This window comes from Rhodococcus sp. NPDC059968, assembly GCF_042738615.1.
Taxonomy (GTDB): domain Bacteria; phylum Actinomycetota; class Actinomycetes; order Mycobacteriales; family Mycobacteriaceae; genus Rhodococcus_F.
Genome location: NZ_JBHWUE010000141.1, coordinates 1 through 19,920, shown reverse-complemented (window position 1 = coordinate 19,920; position 19,920 = coordinate 1). Strand labels below are relative to the sequence as shown.

Genomic DNA, 19,920 nt, shown 5'->3' with positions numbered 1-19,920 from the left:
TCGACGAGGTCGCCACCGAACTCAACGACCGTCCGAGGCTATGCCTGAATGACCTCACTCCGAACCAGGCTGTGCGACGATGGTGGCCCCTGCACACGATTACCCGATGATTCGCCACGACTAGTGGAATCCGCCGACCTTCGCGCCACACGTGCTGCTACTACGCGGCGGGACCACAGGGCCACCTGGTGGACGGGGTGCTCTCGCACCACCGTGGACGCATCGAACGAGGAAACCTCGGGTCGGCGGCTGTCGTGGCTGCTTGAGCAGCTCGCGGACGTGCAGGAGATGTGCAGGTCGAAGTGCTGTTTCCGTGCACGGGGTCGTCGAGGCGTGCCGCAACCATCGGGCGCGGGAGCAGTTCTAAACGGGCGTACCAGCTAGTTTCCATTCGATGCTGCGTCTGTGTGCATGGCGGGAGAATCTCCGGTGTGGGCCGATGATCCGCATTTGGCACCTGCCTTCGAATGCGGTGCATTTCGCGCAGTCGCCGTATCAAGAGGTCGACCGACGGAATGAGCGTCACGGAGTAGAACACCGCACCATCAAGAGAATCCTCGGTCACGCAGGACAAGACTCCGAAGGACGAAAAAGCCAGCAGGCCGCACGCGAAACTCGCCGCCCGATACTTGAACGCCATCGTTCATCCGTCCTTCGATGCTCACTCAGTGAGGAGCGAAACAAACCCAGCGTGCCGTGAGAGTGCAAAGCCTCGCCCAGACCGGCGACGCGAATCGTGATCAGACTGGCGGAGCCGTGCTCCCCGGTGCCAAGGAGCGTCCCCCAGTCAGTCACCGATTGCGAAACAGCCGGCCGGGGAGGCGAGAACAGATCACCACGCCCGCGGTGGTAGCACAAGGGATTTCGACGGGGTCGGAGGCACGAATGCATCACACCCGGCGAAAGTGCCCAGCAGTGGCGATGGCGCTGCCGCTGGTCATCGTGCTGGGCACGCTGTTCGGGTTGTGTTCATGGCGTCTTCGCAAGATCGGTGAAGGGCACGTCTCGCGGACGGTTTAATCTCGGCGCATGTATGCGCGAGCGAATCGTCGGGCGGTGTTGCTGGGGCTGCTCGGCGGTGGTGTGGCTGTTGCGCTGCAGAGCTACCTCGACCTCGCCGGCCCCGCGGTCTCTGAGGCGTCACCGATTCCCGGGGTCCCGGACGGGTTGATCCCCGACGGATGGCTTCCTGCCCCGCCCCCGCCGCCGGATACGGCCGCGATCGCGGCGAAATATGCGGGCGCCGTTCCGCACGAATGGGGTGTCGCCGTCCCCGGCACCGCCGCCAGGCTCGCGGTGCCGGAGCACCGGATCGCGCTGACCTTCGACGCATGCGGTGGACCTCAGGGCGATGGCGTCGATGCGGATCTGCTGGCGCTGCTCGAACGCGAGAGACTGCCGGCCACCCTCTTTGTGAACGGCCGCTGGATCGATGCGAACCCCGGGCTCACCGCGCAGCTGGCGGGCAACCCGCTGCTCGAGCTGGCGAACCACGGCACCCGGCACCTGCCGCTGTCGGTGACCGGGAAATCCGCGTACGGCATCGCGGGCACCACGTCGCCGGCCGAGGTGATCGACGAGGTGTGGGTGAACCACAGCCGACTGCTCGAGATCACGGGCCGGCCGCCGCGCTGGTTCCGCCCCGGTACGGCCTATTGCGACGAGGTCGCGGCGGCCATCGTCCGGGATCTCGGCGAGCAGGTGGTGGGATTCACGGTGAACGGCGATGCGGGGGCCACCCTGCCCGCAGCGAAGGTGCAGGCCGCGGTCACCTCGGCGGCGCCCGGTTCCGTGGTGATCATGCACGTCAATCGTCCGGCGGGTGCCACCGCGGAGGGTCTTGCTGCTGCTGTGCCGCAACTACGTTCGGCGGGCGTCGAATTCGTCACCCTCAGCGGTGCCGGTGCCCTGGCCTCCTGATCCGATCGAATTCTGGGCTTCGGCGCATAGCGGGGAACGGCCGCGGTCTGCTCACCAGGGTCGAGGTTCCTCCGCCGCTGTGGGACACGCGCGGCGCCGGCAGCGGTCACACCGCTGAAGGTCGCGGGTCGTCGGCGTCGAAAAGTCCGAGGGTGCGTGTGTCGCCGTGTTCGGTCGTCGGCTTCGCTGGCCGGCGTCGGCGAGTTCGTAGCGCATTTCTCCTCGCGCCTTGGTTTCCTGATCGGTCCATTCGGTGTTTGGATCGGGTTGTGGGAGGTCGTGTTGGCGTTCGTGTTGCATTGCGTTGTCGTGGGTGAGTACGGCGACGTGTGTTCGGGGAGGGTGTGGTGGCATCTGCGATGTGGGCGGGATGATGCCGCGTGTTGCGGTGGCCACCGATACAGTGGCGGACCACTTCGATTGAGTGGGTGAACCACTGGTGGTCGGGGAGTGCGCCATCCCTCGCTCGGTCCATGCGCATCGGGGTCGGTGACGGCCCCGGCACGTTGTGGTTCCCGCTGCGGCACCTGGTCGTTCGGTCACCGGATGCGGGGCGGGAGTGCGCCCTGAGGAACAACACGAGCAGGGTGGCCACCGTGCGCAGAACCATCACCACCATCGCGATCACGAAACTTTCTGTGACCGCAGGTATCGGACCCCATCAGCGCCAAGGGAATCCCAGGTTGCGTCCGCAGATTGGACGGCTGAACGAATAACCATCAGATGTACCGGCCGTTCCGGATGGTACGGGTGGGTCACTCTCCGATGTGGCCTCTCCGCGCCGCCGCGTCCAGCTGAGTCAGGGACCGCTGTGGGCCATGGTGCGGAGAAAGATACGGAAGCTGGTGGGTAGCCGGTGGTTGCCGGCCAGGTCGCGGACGAAGAAACTCCGGCTGGCGGTGCGTGTGAGCAGGCGTGTGATGGCGAGGCCAAGGGTTCCGTCGGCGGTGAGTTTAAGCAGGGCGGTACGTTCGGTGTCCTCGAGCTGCGCCCAGAGGCTGTTGTAGCCGATCTGCTGGGGATGGATGGTGGTGGCTGGAAGCCAGTAGGTGAAGGTGACGTGCCGGATCAGGGAGGTTCCGGTCGTCCCGGTGGTGCGTAGTTCGAGGTTCGTCCAACCGCGGGTGCCCCGTTCAGTGAGTTCGGTGGCTGCGATGCCGAGCAGGTCGTGTGGTGGGCATGCGGTGGGCAGGTCGAGGACCAGTCGGCACATTCCCATGGGCCCACGATAGGTGCCGGAGGTCGTTCTGGCCGGCGAGACCGGTCGCGTCCGGTGCCGTAGCGTCCGATGGGTGGTGTGGGGGTCGGTGAAAATGTTGTTCGACGCGGCGAAAGGGAAGGGAGAGGGAGGGTGAGTGTGGTCAGGGTCGTGCTGGTGTCGGCGGGGGTGGGCTGTGTGGTGTTGGGTGGTGTGTCCGGTGTCGCATTCGGAGTCGGGCTCGGTGCCATGACGGCGGCGGCGACGGTCGTGGTTGCGGTGACCACTTCCGGATTCCTCACAGCGGGTGTGGTGTTGGTTGCTCATATGCACTCTCATCGACCGGAGCCGCCGCCGGTAGGTCCGGTGAGCGGCGTCGTCTCCGGCGTTCCCCCCGATCAGACGAAGTAGACTCGGCGAGCGGGGCACCGATCCTGGTGGTCGTGGTCTTCCGGCCGGCGGGTGCCTCCCGAGATCAGTACAGGCTCGACCACTATCAGGTGCGCGGCCCGGCCTGGTGTCGGCGCAACACCGACATCAATGGGCGCGGACACCCTTCCTGACAATCCTGCGCAGGAACGCTCAAAACGGGATGTCAGCCGAAGTGGCATTGCTAATTCGTCTGACGCTCAGGGTGATCCGATGATTGTTCAACCGCGTCTCCCCTCCGGTGCGATACCCCCTCGTCCACGTCTTGACCTCTGTCTCTGAGCAGGATCGTCGAGACCACGATAAACGAGGTGTTTCGAGCTCCGCCCGGAAGTGGAACCCCGCCCTCCCGCGGCGCGGGTAGGCGGGGGTTCCCATCGACGGTCCCGAGTCGGGTTCAGTCGGACCGTCGAAGCGTGGGAGACCTCGCCAGCCGCTGGGGGTTTGGCTGACGAGGTCCCGGCGGCACGAGCCCGCGTTGCCGCCAGACGGCGCGCCAGTGCGCGCGGCAATCATATGGCGACCCACCGGGCCGATCCGCAAGGTGTGATGGGGGCAACACTAAGTATTTTCAGGCCGCCCACAGCACCGTGGGGAACTCACCCTCATGGTTCGGCACTTCTGCCACGAGGTGCCCGGCAGGGTCACGCCGATCGCCGACACCAGCCCGGCGTGGGCGACAGAGGTCACCAACCTGACCCGCTCGAACCGGGGGCGACACGGGAGCGGAAGTCCGCTTGCTCCGTGTCGCATCTGATTTCCGTCGGCGCCGATCTGCGTAAAACGTTGGCGCGGAGCGAGAGTACACGAATAGCGGATCGACACCGCCGCCACCGCACGATCAGCGGGCCGGAACGGGATCGCTCTCGCGGGCCCGGTTCACCAGCTCTGCGACACGTCGGGAGAGTTGTTCGATCTGCTCGATCACGTCCGCGGACAGCGCCTCGCGTTCGCAACGACTCAGCGTCGGCCCGGCAGTGTCGGTGGCCATGATCAACAGCTCGAGGTTGGTGCGCAGCGCGGTCAGCGGGGTAAGTAGCTCGCGGCCGGCGTCGACGATCAAAGCACGCTGATGGTCCCGCGAGTGGGTCAACGCCTCGAGCATTACGTTGAAACTACGGGCGAACTGGGCGAGTTCGTCGTCACCGTGCACGGGAATCGGCTCGAGCTCCTGGGTGCGGGCGATTCGTTCGGTGGCGAGCATGAGCCGGCGCACCGGCCGCAACCCAGTGTTGATCGCGGCCGAAGCCGCCAACACGGACAGGACGATGATCAGGGCGCCCAGCGAGATCAGCGCGAGCAGAAGCTTGCTCAGCATTTGCTTGATCGGTTGCAGGGACTCGGCGACCACCAGGGTCTCCCCGCTTGGCAATTTCCGTGCAAGCACCTGATAGCCCGCGAGTTCCCGGCTGGTGCCGGATGCGCGGCCCTGCGCCACTGCCATCTCGGGTCCGGTTCGCAATGCGTCCCGGTCGTCGAAGGGGGCGTCGTGGGTGCCCACTGTGATCACCTCTCCGGTCTGGGTGATCAACGCGACCTTGAGCGTTTGTGAACCCCCGAGCCCGAAGTACGCCGGTGGCGCTCCCGAGGCCGCGCTGGCGGCGAGTACATCGACCTTAGCGCTGAGCCGGTCGTTGACCTGTGCGCGCAGGGACTGCTCGGTCACGAAGTAGATCGCCACGACGGACACGAAGACCGCGGCCGCGGCCAGCGACGCGGTCAGGAGATTCACCCGGGCCCGCAGGGACAGACCGCTCCTCCGTATTCCCACGATCATCGGGAAGCGTCTCCGGTACGTGCAGGTTCGGCCGGATGCGACTGGCGGTCCAACATCGGCCGAGTATGCCGCAGCGGCCTGAGATGCCCCTGAGAAGGTCGATGTCGGCCGGGTCGCCCAATGGGCCGAGGTGGCGGCAACTCTGCGAGGCAACACCACCGAAGCCGCAGAACGCCGACCCAACAGCAGGGCGGCGCGCACCTCCGATGTCTTCCCGGTCGCAGCTGGCATCGATGACAGTGGTGCCGAAGTCGTCCTGGAGCAGCGACGCGCTTCGACGCCGCGGCCGATCGCCCCAACGGCAGCAGAATTCGCGACCTGGCCAGAGACCCGGCTGGTCCCACCGAGTCGGCGAGATCCGCGCGGGCTCATCAGACGCGTGGAGCCAATTCGCGCAGACGGAAACGTGCCCATCCACCTCACGGTGCGATGGCAGAGTCAGCGATCGAACCAACACGGACGACAAGCGTGAGCTCGCCATGCTTGTCCACGTACGCAGCCGCCTCCGGGCCGCGGAGGGGAGGGACTTCCGCACATCGACCACCGCCGCGCGAGTGCTCGACGAGCTCACAAGCTTCACGGAAAATTGACCGACTCGCTATCTCTCACTGACGACGACGAGTTCGATTCCGCTGCCCCGTCGGATAGTGTTGTAGATCGGGCAGGTGGAGACAAACTTTTCGGCCAGGAACTCGGCCGTCACCTGGTCCACGCCGCGGATATGGATGTGGACGGTGGTGAAGTCGTAGCGGGTGACGTCGGCCGTCCCTCGCCGATGCGTCGCCCGGACGTCGATCGCGTCCACAGTTATACCGTCGGCCTCGGCGTTGGCCTGGATGTTCGCCATCGCACAGGACGTGAGTGCGGCGAGCAGCAGTTCGCCCGCCTGGATGGCCTCGGCGGGCCCGAACCGGGAGTCGGTGACGAGGTGGTTGCGGCGGGCATCGAGGAGGAATCGTCCGGGAACACCGACGAGGGTATACCCGGCCACCTCGACGACGTCGGCGCTCACGCGTCGGCCTCCGCGGTCCGTCGCACGCGGCGAGCCCACTCACCCGACTCGACGCGCGGGAGACCGAGATTCTCCCGGAGCGTTCTCCCCTCGTACTCGGTGCGGAACAGTCCGCGTTTCTGTAGTTCGGGGACGACCTGCCGGGTGAAGTCCTCGAATCCACCCGGCTGGTACGGCGCCTGCAGCATGAATCCGTCGCACGCGCCCTCCGTGAACCACTGTTCGAGGCCGTCGGCGACCTCGCTGGCGGTGCCGATGAACCCGCCCTCGACGCGTCCGCCGTACCGCTTGCCGAGTTCGCGGAGGGTCAGGCCCTCACGCTCGGTCATCTCACGGACCTCGTTGTAGTGCCCTTCGACTCCGGGCACCTCGACGTCGGGGAGGCGCTCGTCCAACGGGAACGTTGAGAGGTCGACGTCGAGATGGTAGGCGAGGGTTGATAGTCCACCGAGCGGCGGCACCAACTCGAACAGTTCCTCGAAGGTTTGTTGGGCGATGGCGCTGGTCGCGCCGACCACCGGCGCGATCGACGGCAGGATCTTCACCGAATCGGGGTCGCGGCCGTGTGCGGCGGCGCGTTCCTTGATCTCCTGGTAGAAATCCTGGGCCGATTCGAGCGAGGCGTGGCTGCAGAAGATGACGTCGGACCAGCGGGCGGCGAAGTCCTTGCCCTTCGCGGACGCCCCGGCCTGGATCACCACCGGGTATCCCTGGGGCGGCCGCGGAACGTTCAGCGGCCCTCGGACGGTGAACCATTCACCCTTGTGGCCGATGGCGTGGACGCGTTCGGGGTCGGCGAAGAGCGGGGCGTCGGTGTCGAGCACGAGCGCGTCGTCGTCCCAGCTGTCCCACAGTTTTCCGGTGACTTCGAGGAACTCGTCCGCCCGCTCGTACCGCTGCTCGCGGGGAAACTGCTCGTCCCGGTTGAAGTTGCGGGCCTCCGACTCCTGGAACGACGTCACGACGTTCCAGGCGGCCCGGCCGTCGGTGAGGTGGTCGAGTGTCGCGAAGGACCGGGCCACGGTGAACGGTTGCGCATAGGTGGTCGAGACCGTCGCCGCGAGCCCGAGATGCGAGGTCACTGCGCCCATAGAGGACAGGACGTGCAGTGGGTCGAGACGCATCGAGCCGAGCGCGCCGTTGCGCAACTGCGAGTCGAGGCTGTCGCCGAAACGGTCCGGGACGGACAGGATGTCGGCGAAGAAGGCGAGGTCGAACCGCGCGTCCTCGAGGGTGCGCGCGATGTCTTGGTAGTAGCGGGCCGACAACCAGCCGGGCACGGACGCGGGGTACCGCCAGCCGCCCGGACGGCCCGGTCCGGCGGTGACGAAGGCGGCGAGGTGCATGCGAGGAGATGACATGGTTTCGGTGTTCCTAATTCGCGAGCGCCGAGGTGATCGTCGACTTGATCGAATCGAAGCGGGGGTCCTGCAGCCAGGTGGTGACGTCGACCCGGTCGGGATAGACGCCGAGCTCGTGGAAGTTGTCGGCGAGGTCCTGGGTTCCGTTGATAGCGGCCGCGTCGACTGCGCCGAATGCACCCGCGCCCGAGTACGACAACCGTCGTGACTTCACCAGGTCGAGGTAGACCTGCTCTTCGAGGTCACTGTTGCCGAAGCCGCCCAGGTCGGCGAATGCTGCCACCGCCACTTCCGGATTGCCCTCGATCCACCGCTGCGCGTCGCGTACGTTCCGAACGAGCGCCGCGGCGGTCTCGGGGTGGTCGAAGGCGAGGCTCTCACTGGCGACGAAGAACGCGTAGTCGTAAGTCTTCACGTCGGGCAGAGCCACGGCGCCGTGTTTACGCTTGGCCAGTTCGATGGTGGGTTGCCAGCTGATCCAGGCGTCGACCTTGCCCTCTGCGAACGCGGCCTCGGCGTCGGCGGCGGGCAGATTGACGTACTCGATGTCTTCGAGTGTGAGACCGACCGATTGCAGGTATTTCACCAGGCTGTAGGTGCCGGTGGTGCCGCGGTGGTCGGCCACCCTGCGGCCCTTCAGGTCTGCGCCCGCCTTGATGTCGGATCCGCGCGGCACGAGGATGTCGACCTCGTTCGCGGGCAGCGGGTAGGAGACGAGCGGGACGATCGGCACCCCACCCCCGATCGCATAGATGACGGCGGTCGCAGTGGCGAAGGAGAAGTCGACGCTGCTCGACTTGATCGCCTCCATCACGGGCAGTGACGCCGGGAACCCGGACGGCCACTGCACCGGCAGACCGAGGTCGGCGCCCAGGTCGAAGCCACCGAGGTTGTTACGGAGGATGGTTCCGGGCTCGGCCTTCCCGTCGCCGATGAGGGCGTAGCGCACCTCCGTGAGCGGACCGCCGGACGCGCCCGAGGCCGAACCGGACCCGCAGCCGGCGATCGACAGGGCCGACAGGCCGAGGACACCTGAACCGGCTGCCTTGAGGAAACCGCGGCGGTCGAGTGCCGCGAGGGAGGAGTTCACGCGCGAAGACATGGAGAGGAAGAACCTTTCGGGTGGGATCAGGGGAAGGTGAGTGCGGTGTCGGGCTGCAGGAGTCCGTCGAGCAACTCCTCCTTCCAGGCCGCGAGCCGGCTGTCACCACGGTGTCGTGGCCGCGCCTGCGGGATCCGCAGGTCACGGGTAATGCCCTGCTCGGTGAGCAGGAGGACGCGGTCGGAGAGGACGAGCGCTTCCTCGACATCATGCGTAACGAGAAGAACCGTGCGGGGCCGGTCGGCCAGCACCCGTTCGAGCAACTGCTGCATCGCGACCCGGGTGATGGCGTCGAGCGCGCCGAAGGGCTCGTCGAGCAGCAGCACATCGGGCTGATGTAGGAGTGCGCGGGCCAGTGCGACTCGCTGCCGCTGCCCGCCGGACAGCTCGGACGGCCAGTCCGCTTCCCTGCCGGCGAGTCCGACCGCGCGGAGCAATTCAACCGCCCGGTCCCGCTGGTTCCGGGTACCGAGTTGCACGTTGTCGACGACCGACCGCCACGGCAGCAACCGGTCCTCCTGGAACATCATCCGCGTGACGGGGTCGGCGGCTCTCGCGCCGACCGATTCGACCGAACCGCTCGTCGGCCGCTCGAGACCCGCGAGGATCCGCAGGAGCGTCGATTTGCCGACACCGCTGGGGCCGAGGAAAGAGACGAACTCGCCCGGGGCGATGGTGAGATCGATGTCGTGGAGGACGGTCTTGTCGCGGTAGCGGTGCCCGAGACCGACGAGATCGAGACCGACGAGCGAACGAGTGGACATCACCGAGTTCCGCCTTGGTAGTGAGGGTTCCAGCGCAATACACGTGCCTCGATCATCCGGGTGATCTGGTCGGCGAGCAGGCCGGCGATGGCGTACAGAAGAATCGCGAGGACGATGCGGTCGTTGCGCAGCATGTCGCGGCCGTTCTGGGCGAGGAAGCCGATGCCCTCGCTGGTCGCGATGGTCTCGGCGATCACAAGGGTCAGCCACGCGACGCCCAGGGCGTACCGGATGCCGGTGAGGATCATTGGCATTGCACCGGGGACGATGATGTCGCGGATCCGGGCGCCACGGCCGAGGCCGTAGGACTCGCCCAGCTGGATCAGTTTGGGATCCACGGTACGAATGCCCGCGACGGTGTTGAGGTAGACGGGGAAGATCACGCCGAGCATGACGAGCACGATCTTCGGTAGTTCACCGATGCCGAACGCGGCGATCAACAGCGGCACCAACGCAAGGTGTGGCAGAGCCCGCAGCATCTGCAGGGTGCGGTCGACGAGCCCCTCGGCGATCTTCGAGAGCCCGACGAGGAAGCCGAGCAGCAGGCCGATGGATGCGCCGAGCGTGAACCCGATCAGGATCCGGCGCACGCTCACCAGCAGATGCGTCTGCAGTTCGCCGGAGGTCCACAGCTGATCCGCGGTGGCGAGCACCCTGCTCGGCGGCGGCAGGATCGACGGGGAGATCGCGCCGGTCGACGAAGCCCATTGCCAGCCGAGGATCAGCAGAACCGGGACCACCCAGGGCAGCAGCACGGCGGGTTGGAGCCGGCGGCGCGGCGCCGGGGGACGGTCGCCGGGAGGTGATGTGGCGGCCCGGCGTGGGGCGACCTGGGTGTCAGGCATGGCGGACGCCCCGGGCCGATGGGTGATGGTGCATGAGTTCTCCTTGTGCAGACGCGGAGAACGCTACGAAGATTGCACATAAATGTCTTCATCTGTATACACATGGATTCAAACTATTTACATGGAGTTGGTCGCTCTGGTAAGGCTTGCGTCGTGGCACGACTGCGTGCCAGAGAGAGGACAACCCGTGGAACGAGAGTCAGCCGCGTACAAGCAACTACGCGAGCGCATCACAGGTGGCGCCTACCACCCCGGCACCATGCTGGTGCCAGCCGCCGTGGGCGCGGAGCTGGGGCTCTCCCGCACCCCGGTGCGCGAGGCGATGCAGCGCCTGGACTACGAGGGCCTCGTCGTCCAGGCGCCGCGAGGATATCGCGTCCGTGAGCGGACCGCCGAGGAGGTGCTCGAGATCTGCGAGGCGCGTATCGCGCTGGAGTCGGCGATCGCCTTCTCCGCGGCCACCCGTCACACCGACCTCGACATCGCCCGACTGACCCGACTGTTCGACCAGGCCGTCGAAACACCCGACCCCGCGACAAGCCTGGCCCTACACAACGAATGGCACAGTGCGCTGCGCAGCGCAGCCCACAACCAGACGATCACGGAACTGATGGACCGGCTCGACGCTCAGCTACGGGTGTACGACGCGGAAGAGGCCCGCGCCGAGTCGAACCTGCAGCAGATCGAGACCGAGCACCGCGACATCCTTGCCGCGGTGCAGGCGGGCGACGCAGAGCAGGCCCGGGTTCTCATGATCGCCCATCAGTCCCGGACCCGGGATCTGCGGATCGCCGCCATGGCGGCGCGCTGAAAGAGCAGGAAGATCCACGGAATCCACGTCGCTGTGGCGGATCCGGTCGCCTCACTTACCGTGAGGCCTTCAGCGTATTTTGGCTTCGCGGCGGGGGAGCGGTGGGACTGCGTAGGCGTCGGCCAGTTACATCGACCTGCGCCCCGATCGGAGTCCACCGGTCGGTGGGGCTAGTTCCGTGACGACACGATCACGTCCACCGATGGTATTGGGTTACAGCCCGGTCGCTTGTATGAGGTTCTGGTGTCGTGGTTTTCGATCTTCGATCGAGAGCTGTACTCGCGGACACTTTATAGACGATGTTGGTCGGGGGTGGTGATGCCTCGTTGAAGTCGGGCCCGCTGGAACTTCGCAGCAGCTCGGACCCGATGGTGGTATTCGCTGTTGTCGATTGAAAGCGCGGCTGCAGTATTTTCATGAGCGGGCCCGCCGAGCGGTTCCCAGAGAAGTGCGAAGTCGAGAATGGCATTGCCGCGTCGGCTATTCCACATTTTCGCTGCCGACGTTTGTTCGCTCTGATCTTTCGCACGTTCTTGAAGCCGGTGGACCGTCAGCCGCCTGTGACGCCGGTTCGGTTGTGGTGCGGATATGTGTTCACTAACCTGCGAATCTCCTCTTGGGCACAGTTCGATTCGGGGATGACCTGCCACAATCGCTCGACGAACCGGCGGGTGGTCATTCCGAAGTGCACAAGGATTTCCTCCTCGGTGGCGCCGCCGTATGGTGCCCACATGCTGGCGAATTCGATGAGGCGCTCGGCCTCGGTGTCAGGATGTGTGCGTGTGCGGTTTGCGTCGTTCCAGGCGGCGCGTCGCCTCTGGCGCCATTGGCGATACTTGTTCGAATTCATGCGTTTGCATACCTATTCGGGTCTAAGGAGGTCTTCGGAATGGTGGTGCCTTCGCCGATGCGAGGGTAGAAATCACGATCGCAACGTAGATGTACCGGGGCTCGGAAGTGAGATCGTGGTGTCCTCATCCGCCGAAGCTGAGCAGCCCTCATTCAACACAATCCCGCCGAAGCCGCCGAGCGGGTCATCGCGACCCTCTACTGAAGTTGGGGCGCAACACCGCCCCAGCGCGGGGCAGATGGACTGTCAGCGAACAACGCGTCGATCAGAGCGGGCGCGGACTGAGTCTTAGCTTTCGATTTCGTGACGGACGAGTTCGATGTCGGCAGTACTTCGTTTCGATGCGCCGGACGGGAAGGTTGAGCAGGTCAGGTTCCAGAGGTGACGTTGCACAGGGCGCGGTCCAATGCGTTGACGAACACGTCAGCTTCGCCGTGAGTGAGCGTCATCGGCGGCTTGACCTTCAATACGTTCTGACGTTCTGACGTCGCCTGCATAATAATGCCGAATTCAAGCAAATGCTCACAGATCCAACGCGTCTCCGCCGTGGCTGGTTCGAGTGTCTCGTGGTTGCGAATCAGTTCGATCCCGAGATAGAGACCGCTGCCGTGCACTGGGCCCACCAGCGAATGTCGAGAAGCAAGTCCCTCGATACGAGACTTCAAGTAGCGACCCACAATTTCCGCGTTCTTCTGCAATCCTTCCTCGCGAATAACGTCCAGCACCGCAGATCCTGCTACGGCGCTCGCGGGGGCACCGCCAGCAGACGAGAAAAACATGCCTTCCCTCGCGAGAGAGTCGACGATCTCGCGGCGCGTGAGCACCAGGCCGACTGGAAATGCATTGCCCGCGGCCTTGGCGACTGCGATGATGTCCGGCACCACGCCTTGTAATGTTGAACCCCAGAAGGCGTTGCCGAGCCTGCCGTATCCGACTTGAACTTCGTCGGCGATCGTGAGGCCGCCACGGGCGCGAACGGCCTCGTACACCTCTGCCAGGTAGCGGTCAGGCGGAAGGACTCCACCCGCATTACCGAGGACTGGCTCGCAGATGAACGCCGCCGGCGGTTGACCCTCACTGTCGAGTCGCTCGAGCAAGCTGCGGACGTCCTGCGCGTATGAATGCCCGGATTCGGCGCCGCGATATCTGCCCCGATAGGGGTTGGGCGTATCCGTCAGATGGACCCAGTCTGGCCGCGATACGAGGGCATCCGGGTTGTCGAAAGCAGACGTACTGACCGAGTCGGCGGCCATCGTCCATCCGTGGTAACCCTCGCGGACAGCGACGATCCCTTTCCTCCCAGTCGCCACCTGGGCGAGTCGAATCGCCAGGTCAATCGCCTCGGAGCCGGAGTTGACAGGGATCACCGTGTCGAGGCTCGGATCCGGTGAGACCTCGAGCACTTTCTCCGTAAAGTCTGCGTATGCGGCGTAGAGAAAACGTGAGTTGGTGTTCAGCAGGTGGAGCTGGCGATGCACCCTGTCAGCGAGCCGCGGATGCGAGTGCCCGATCGCTGCGACGTTGTTGACCATGTCGAGATAGGCGCGGCCTTGCGTATCGATCAGCAGGGTCCCCCATCCGCGCTCAAACTGCGGAGGCTCGGCGTAGTACCGTTCGTTGGCTCCGCCGATGGCTTTGTCCCTGCGGGTGCGTTCGGCTCGCAGTTGCGCAATCGGGTCGGCAACCGGATCGAATCCGAGGATGACCGAAGGGTCTGCTGCCCCATCAGTTTCGTACTCGTCTGTTGGGCCCGCGAAGACAGAGTCTGCCACTGCGTCGACAAGTCGACGTGAGATAGAGAGTCGTCCGACTCCGGGAGCGATTGCGCTCGTGTAGCCGAGCACTTCACCTGCGGTAGTCCGAGAGAATTCGTCCACGATGATCACAAGTCCGTCGATCCGGATCACGACACCGCTATCCGTTAATTCGATCGCATCGCCCTCAACTCTCACTGCTCCTGAATAGGGCGCTCGTACAGGCGTCCCGGGTCGGACCCAGAGCTCAACCAACCGTGCCCTGGTTTTCGCCGGTCGTGTGACGTCGAGCGATATACGTGTCAGTCGTGTCTCGCCGTAGCGTGCCACGGCGACTGCCGCAGACCGGAGTGCCTCGCGCGCGAGAGAAAGTTCGATGTCTGGTTCGGTCCAGTGTCCGCGGTCGAGCAGTGGGCTTGTGACCCCCAGGTCCAGGATCGTGGCCCGGTTCTGTCCCTCGACCACGGGCGAGTACTCGAGACCCTCGTGGTGAGATCTGCCCACCGCCAGGCGAAGCTGCGAGTAGACCTCAGCCGACAAAGAAGCTAGGGATTTCTCGAACACATTCCATTCGTGATCGAGGCGCTCACGCGCGTAGGTGTTCTCGGGATCGATCGCGAGTTGGCTCCAGCCGCTGACCGCCAGCACAGCGCCGCGCAGGATGACGAGCGGCCAGATCGCACGCAACTCATCGTCGGTGAGGGATGCTTCGCAATCGAAGCCGCGGATAGCGCGGCTCACCAGTGCCAAGCTTTCCGTCCGACCGAGAACGTCTGCAGCGAGGACGGCGATTTCGGTGACGCGCCACGATTGCGACGCATCGCCCATATCGACCAGCCAAAGCGTGTTCGCATTATCCCGAATGACGTTGTCGGCGGTGATGTCCCCGTGAACAACTTGAAGCGGAAGGCGATCGCGAAGACTGTCGATTTCGGCGCTTGCGGACCGGGCCGCTGCGAGGCAGCGGGCGCGGCGCTCGGCCGGGAGATACTCGATGAGTGACTCGACAACTGACAGCGAACTGCGCAACTCCCACTGGATGCGGCGTTCGCTGGCAGGATGCTCGAGGCTCGCGAGGGCAGAGGTGGTCCGTCCCGCCAGTCGGCCAAGCTCTTCCGCTACGGCACCATCGACCAGGTGCCCATCGATGAGAGACTGACCGTCAAGTAGTTGAAATGCTCGTGCCGTTGTGTGCTGCCCGTCGGCGTCGGTGACGTCGATCGAGCGTGCACCATTGGTACTGGCGAGGATTTCCGGCGTGTGAATCCGGGCGTTGCGTAGGTGATCTGTGATCGCTGCCTGGAAGCTGACTTCATCGCTCGTCACGGTTGGATGGTTGATCTTCAGCAGCAGACCAGCGCCGCGATCGGGCGTGATCCTGAAGTTCCGATCCTGCTGACTGCCGAGCTCTGTTGCCGCGCCGAGCACGCCGTAGTGCCGCTGCGCAATTTCCGAAGCGCTTGTTGCATCGACCGCCGGACGTTTGAGTCGCCATCGTTGCGTGCTGGTGTCGGTCATGATGCCCTCTCTATGACGCGGCGGCGCCTGCACCTGCCGCGGGCGACTGCTGTAGTACGATCCGTCAGTGAGTGTAGTTCAATAGTCAGTTTTCATCACCATATAGGAGTGTCTAGTAATGAATAGTGATTATGTGGATGAGGACTTCGACGAGATCGATCGTGGCTTGGTGACAGCGCTCCAGCGTGACGGACGGCTCGGCTATGGCGAACTGGGTGCACTGGTTGGGCTCACTGCCGGCGGGGCTCGACGCAGAGTCATGCGCCTCGAAGAGCGCGGCGTCGTTCAAATCGTCGGTGTGACCGATCCACTGAAGCTCGGCTACCGCAGCATGGCAATGGTAGGAATCGTCGCAAGTGGCGATGTCGAAGAAGTGGCCGACGCACTGGCCGAGATTGAAAACGTCATATACGTCGTGCTGTGCGCAGGCAGGTGCGATCTCCTGGTCGAAGTCATCGCTGAAAACCAGGATGCGCTCTTCAGGCTCGTCAACGACAAGCTGAGAAGAATCGAGGGCATCCTGCACATCGATACCTTCACCTACTACTCGATCCGGACACACCGCTTCGGGTGGGGTACGCGCTAGACGGTCTGGGGTCCGGCCCGTGATGGGCCCGGGCCTCGCTTGCAGGTTGCCGTGGATCCGCACAGTCGGGTATGCAGTGAACCCCATCAGGCTCGAATCCGTTGACCGTAAAGTCGTTTCGCGGTGACCGGCGCCAAGGGGTGGCACCCGCACGGTGGGACCGATCGATGCCTCGGAGTCCGTTCGCACCGACGATCCAACGTTTGGGTACCGGTTCATCGCCACGGAACTGCCCGAGTTCGTCACCGCAGGGGAGAGTCCAGCGCCTGTTCGGAGCAGCGGATCTACTCGGTGTTCGCCAAAGAAAGAGGGGGACCTGCAGACGCGATTCCCGTTTCCTGCGTAGGTGTCCGGGCAGTGGTGTCAGCGTCCATCCCGCGCTGTCTCGCATGCGACCACCATGGGACGCCGCACGGCGGCTTCAAACAGTCGGGTTACGAGAAGGGAATGTCGAAGTACTCGTTCGACGAGTGCATGAACGTCAAACATGTCATGTCGGATACAAGCACGCCAGCCGAAAAGTACTGGCACACTCCAATACTATGGAAAGAAGCGAGGGCCACTCATGGCTGAAATCCAGGGCCGGACGACAAGCGTCTGCCCACGCTGCCCGATAGGAACGAACCACGTGGCCGTTCACGAGCACCCGGCTGCCGGTACCAGGCAGGTGGCATGATGAGGTTCGACTCGATCATCGTCGGCGCCGGAATCGCCGGCATCACCGCGGCAAGGTTACTTCACGGGGCGGGCAGGCGGGTCGTCGTCCTGGAAGCGCGCGACCGTGTCGGAGGCCGGACGTGGAGCGATCACGACCCTGGCTTTTCGCTCGACCGTGGTGCGTCGTGGATTCACGGTGTTCAGGGCAGTCCCCTCATCGATCTCGTTGAGGCATTCGGGATCGACACCGTCGAGTTCACCGTGGGCAGCTTCCAGGCCGGTGGCCGGCCGATGGCGAACTACGACCGGGCGCGTGAGCTGATGGATTCCGACGCGGCGAATCGTTGGGTCGCCGACGTCGAGGTCGCCGACGCGCAGCTGCACCGTGCCATCGCCGCATCCCGTTCCGGTGAAACCTACCTCGACGTCACCGAGCGTGCCCTCGAGGCGCTCGACTGGGATGCCGAGCGGAAGGAACGTGTGCGCAGCTTCTTCCGGCGTCGCGTGGAAGAACAGTGCGGGGCGAACATCGAAGACCTCGCCGCCCATGGCCTCGACGAGGACATCGTCGACGGTGACGAGGTCGTCTTCCCGAACGGATACGACGAGATCACGCGAACGCTCGCCCAGGGTTTGGATGTGCGCCTCGGCCACGAGGTGACCTCGATCGAATGGTCCGAGTCCGGGGTGCAGGTTGCGACGGCCGGTGAATCGTTCACTGCCTCCAGTGTGATTGTCACCGTGCCGCTGGGGGTTCTCAAGGCTGGTCGGATTACGTTCTCGCCGGAGTTGCCTGATCCTGTTGCCGGTTCGATCGACAGGATCGGGATGGGGGTTTTCAACAAGGTGTTCCTGCAGTTCCCGGAGCGGTTCTGGGGGGACGGGCTGTATGTGCTGCGTCAGCTCGGGAGGAGTGATGAACTCTGGCATTCGTGGTACGACGTTTCCGCTGCGGTGGGTGGGAGGCCCACACTTGTGGCGCTTGCGGGTGGGCGTTCGGGCAGACAGGTCGAGGCGATGAGCGACGATCAGGTCGTGGGATCGGTGGTGAATTCGCTCAGGCAGCTCTGCGGCGACGCGGTGCCCGATCCGGTCGGGTACTGGATCACGCGGTGGGCGGCGGATCCATTCGCCTTGGGCTCGTACTCGTATGTCGCTGTGGGTGCCTGTCATGCGGATCATGATGCGATGGCGACGCCGGTGGGAGGGGTCCTGCATGTGGCTGGCGAGGCGACGTGGGGTGATAACCCGGCGACCGTGGACGGAGCACTGCTGTCCGGGCATCGAGCCGCTGAGCGCGTCGTCGGCAGGGCAATCGATTTGAGGGAGCTGCGGAACCGGCCAGCTGTAGTTCCCGGGGAAGGCGTGAACGGCGTGGCAACGTGACGTAGGTAAGGACCTCGGGCATCGGTTTGGTTAGCACACGCACCGGCTGCCCGAGACTTTCATGACACACGCTGACGCCTACCTCTCGCCCGCGGCCGATTGTCCCTCGCCCAACTCTTGTCGACAATCGCTGGCCGCTACGCCGTGCCTCCGAACAGATCCAGCGAGGTGTCGTGGGACCAGCTACACGCGCTTCCCCGAACCCTCCAGTCTCGGAGACCCGAAACGAGAGCCGTCCGCGTACAGACGGTTACGCGAGCGCATCACGGGCGGCACGTACCGGCCCGGCAGCATGCGGGTGCCAGCCGCCGTGGGCGTGAAGCTGCGGCTGTCCCGCACCCGGTACGGGAGCGATGCAGCTCCTGCACCACGAGGGACTCCTCGCCCAGGCGCCGCACGGATATCGCGTCAATGAGCGGACCGCCGAGGACATGCTCAAGATCTGCGAGGCCCTGATCCCGCTGAAGTTAGCCATCGCCTTTCCTGCGGTGTTCGAGCCCAACACTCGGAAGAGGGATGGGAAATGGCCAGAAGCAGCGGGTGTTCCGCGCCGCTCGATTGCACCCGTAGCGCAATGGCGGGTGAGCCGGAGTGGGGCGGCTCGTCCCGCCTGACGGCCGAGATCCGCAGGCGGGACGACCATCACGGTGTATGAGCCGAAGAGGCCCGGTGGTGGCTACCGGGTACTTCACCTGCGCATGGACGATTCCACGCGCGTGCCCATCGCCGTGGGTCGGGGGTCAGCGCGTGGCGGCGGTGACGGTGTCCTGATCGAACTCCTGGGACACGTTCGACCACAGGCTGACACGGCGGCCGCGGGTTTCGAAGAACGCGATCTCCCGCTTGATGCCCGAGCTCTGCTCCCAACCGGGCAGGTCGAGGATGATCAGCTCGTCGAGCATGTCCATGAACACCTCGTCGACGGGCGCCCACAGGACACCGATCTCCGTTTTGTCCTTGCCTTCGAATGTCAGGTTGATCGGGTGGGACATCGAGACCTGGCTGAAGACGGCATTACCGGATTCGATGATGGTGGCGGCCACCTTGTTCGACTCGATGAACCGATCGTGGGTGACCGACGGGTCGGTGTGGCTGTAGGGGCAGGCCAGGAAGATCTTCCTCATGGTGTTCCTTTCATTGGGGCGGTGTGCACCCGGACAGGTGCGGTAGGAGTGCGGTCGTGGGTGGACAGGGTGTGATGTTGTGTTTCGGCCGGAGTGATGAGTCGCCAAGGCGGTTCAGGACGTGGCACCCGACTGCCGTGGCGGTGGGATATCGAGTGCAGTCCGCAGATGCGCTTCGTCACCGCATTCGATTGGGTCGTCGGGTATCAGGTGTACCCGGTCCCCGACGGAGTCCGCTTCCTCGACCAGCGCCGCCAGCAGTCGCGGAGTCGAGACCGCGACATCCACGGGGCTGCGTGCACCCTGGGTCGGTCGATTCGATCGAATCAGGTGGCAGTGCAGGGCAGTTAGCGTCATGAGTGTTCTGTTGGTACGGGGCAGGCTGGACCGCGCAGACCAATCCAGCCTGCCCCGGGTTCGAGGGGAATCAGCCGAGCGAGACGGTGACGGGCCCACCTCGGGTGTCGGCCTTGTCCAGGACGCTCGACGGCACCCGGAAGACGCGTCCGGGCGAGGCCGGCCACAGGAGGGTCTTGCGGGCGATGACCTTGCCGTCTTGTCGGACCACGATCTTCGGGATCCGCACCAGGGTGTCGGTCCACAGCAGCAGTCGGTTGCGGGCGGGGGCGCTGTCGCCGGGGCGGAGCACGCCGGGGGAGATCCACCGCAGTGGAGCATCCGTCAGGATTCGGACACCGTCGTGTACCGGCGGGCGGCCACCGAGGTAGCTGCGGACTGATTCGGTCACGTGCCGGCCGTCGAGGGCGGCGATGTCGGCGGTGTCGACGGGGTGGAGCAGGTTACCGATGGCGAAGACCCCGTCACG

At 64.9% G+C, this 19,920-nt stretch carries 14 protein-coding genes and 4 pseudogenes; 6 read left to right on the top strand and 12 right to left on the bottom strand.

Annotated elements, in window-relative coordinates:
* Positions 1 to 1,029: 1,029 nt before the first annotated feature.
* Positions 1,030 to 1,920 carry a polysaccharide deacetylase family protein gene (locus ACFWAY_RS48835; RefSeq protein WP_378515831.1) on the top strand — a complete coding sequence of 297 codons (891 nt, stop codon included), beginning with the start codon at positions 1,030 to 1,032 and terminating at the stop codon, positions 1,918 to 1,920.
* Between the two features lie 799 nt (positions 1,921 to 2,719).
* On the opposite strand, the gene ACFWAY_RS48830 is transcribed toward ACFWAY_RS48835, so the two are convergent.
* Positions 2,720 to 3,139 (bottom strand): hypothetical protein, encoded by a 420-nt coding sequence (locus tag ACFWAY_RS48830; RefSeq protein WP_378515830.1) that lies wholly within the window; start codon positions 3,137 to 3,139, stop codon positions 2,720 to 2,722.
* Between the two features lie 132 nt (positions 3,140 to 3,271).
* Here ACFWAY_RS48830 and ACFWAY_RS48825 point away from each other — a divergent pair, with 132 nt between their 5' ends.
* The gene (locus ACFWAY_RS48825) at positions 3,272 to 3,529 is read left to right on the top strand and encodes a hypothetical protein (RefSeq protein ID WP_378515829.1); all 258 of its coding nucleotides are present in this window, start codon (positions 3,272 to 3,274) and stop codon (positions 3,527 to 3,529) included.
* 627 nt (positions 3,530 to 4,156) lie between these two features.
* Here ACFWAY_RS48825 and ACFWAY_RS48820 read toward each other — a convergent pair.
* The 7 genes and pseudogenes from ACFWAY_RS48820 to ACFWAY_RS48790 form a co-directional block, all read right to left on the bottom strand.
* Positions 4,157 to 4,246, bottom strand: a pseudogene (locus ACFWAY_RS48820) (transposase); the annotation flags it as partial.
* A gap of 142 nt (positions 4,247 to 4,388) precedes the next feature.
* Positions 4,389 to 5,324 carry a HAMP domain-containing protein gene (locus tag ACFWAY_RS48815; protein WP_378515828.1) on the bottom strand — a complete coding sequence of 312 codons (936 nt, stop codon included), beginning with the start codon at positions 5,322 to 5,324 and terminating at the stop codon, positions 4,389 to 4,391.
* A gap of 598 nt (positions 5,325 to 5,922) precedes the next feature.
* Entirely contained in the window at positions 5,923 to 6,336 is a 414-nt protein-coding gene (locus ACFWAY_RS48810; RefSeq protein ID WP_378515827.1) for an OsmC family protein, read from the bottom strand.
* On the bottom strand, positions 6,333 to 7,697 hold the full coding sequence (locus ACFWAY_RS48805; RefSeq protein ID WP_378515826.1) for an LLM class flavin-dependent oxidoreductase: 1,365 nt from the start codon (positions 7,695 to 7,697) through the stop codon (positions 6,333 to 6,335). The genes ACFWAY_RS48810 and ACFWAY_RS48805 overlap by 4 nt, the downstream gene beginning before the upstream one ends.
* Before the next feature lie 13 nt (positions 7,698 to 7,710).
* Complete coding sequence (locus ACFWAY_RS48800) at positions 7,711 to 8,799, bottom strand: NrtA/SsuA/CpmA family ABC transporter substrate-binding protein (protein ID WP_378515825.1); 1,089 nt, start codon at positions 8,797 to 8,799, stop codon at positions 7,711 to 7,713.
* Positions 8,800 to 8,825: 26 nt separating this feature from the next.
* A complete protein-coding gene (locus ACFWAY_RS48795) occupies positions 8,826 to 9,563 on the bottom strand; it encodes an ABC transporter ATP-binding protein (RefSeq protein WP_378515824.1) in 738 nt (245 codons plus the stop codon).
* Entirely contained in the window at positions 9,563 to 10,408 is an 846-nt protein-coding gene (locus tag ACFWAY_RS48790; RefSeq protein WP_378515823.1) for an ABC transporter permease, read from the bottom strand. The genes ACFWAY_RS48795 and ACFWAY_RS48790 overlap by 1 nt, the downstream gene beginning before the upstream one ends.
* Before the next feature lie 187 nt (positions 10,409 to 10,595).
* Between ACFWAY_RS48790 and ACFWAY_RS48785 the strand changes: the two genes are divergently transcribed.
* Positions 10,596 to 11,219: a GntR family transcriptional regulator gene (locus ACFWAY_RS48785; protein ID WP_378515822.1), complete on the top strand. Its 624-nt coding sequence runs from the start codon at positions 10,596 to 10,598 to the stop codon at positions 11,217 to 11,219.
* A gap of 1,218 nt (positions 11,220 to 12,437) precedes the next feature.
* On the opposite strand, the gene ACFWAY_RS48780 is transcribed toward ACFWAY_RS48785, so the two are convergent.
* A complete protein-coding gene (locus ACFWAY_RS48780) occupies positions 12,438 to 15,341 on the bottom strand; it encodes an aminotransferase (RefSeq protein WP_378515821.1) in 2,904 nt (967 codons plus the stop codon).
* A gap of 118 nt (positions 15,342 to 15,459) precedes the next feature.
* Here ACFWAY_RS48780 and ACFWAY_RS48775 point away from each other — a divergent pair, with 118 nt between their 5' ends.
* From ACFWAY_RS48775 to ACFWAY_RS48765, 3 genes and pseudogenes are all read left to right on the top strand, one after another.
* Complete coding sequence (locus ACFWAY_RS48775) at positions 15,460 to 15,927, top strand: Lrp/AsnC family transcriptional regulator (RefSeq protein ID WP_378515820.1); 468 nt, start codon at positions 15,460 to 15,462, stop codon at positions 15,925 to 15,927.
* Between the two features lie 187 nt (positions 15,928 to 16,114).
* Positions 16,115 to 16,239: pseudogene (locus ACFWAY_RS48770) on the top strand (IS3 family transposase); the annotation flags it as partial.
* Between the two features lie 363 nt (positions 16,240 to 16,602).
* A complete protein-coding gene (locus tag ACFWAY_RS48765) occupies positions 16,603 to 17,970 on the top strand; it encodes a flavin monoamine oxidase family protein (RefSeq protein WP_378515819.1) in 1,368 nt (455 codons plus the stop codon).
* Between the two features lie 740 nt (positions 17,971 to 18,710).
* On the opposite strand, the gene ACFWAY_RS48760 is transcribed toward ACFWAY_RS48765, so the two are convergent.
* The 3 genes and pseudogenes from ACFWAY_RS48760 to ACFWAY_RS48750 form a co-directional block, all read right to left on the bottom strand.
* Complete coding sequence (locus ACFWAY_RS48760) at positions 18,711 to 19,094, bottom strand: DUF1937 family protein (RefSeq protein WP_378515818.1); 384 nt, start codon at positions 19,092 to 19,094, stop codon at positions 18,711 to 18,713.
* Positions 19,095 to 19,298: 204 nt separating this feature from the next.
* Positions 19,299 to 19,382: pseudogene (locus ACFWAY_RS48755) on the bottom strand (TrkA family potassium uptake protein); the annotation flags it as partial.
* 139 nt (positions 19,383 to 19,521) lie between these two features.
* Positions 19,522 to 19,920: pseudogene (locus tag ACFWAY_RS48750) on the bottom strand (pyridine nucleotide-disulfide oxidoreductase); the annotation flags it as partial.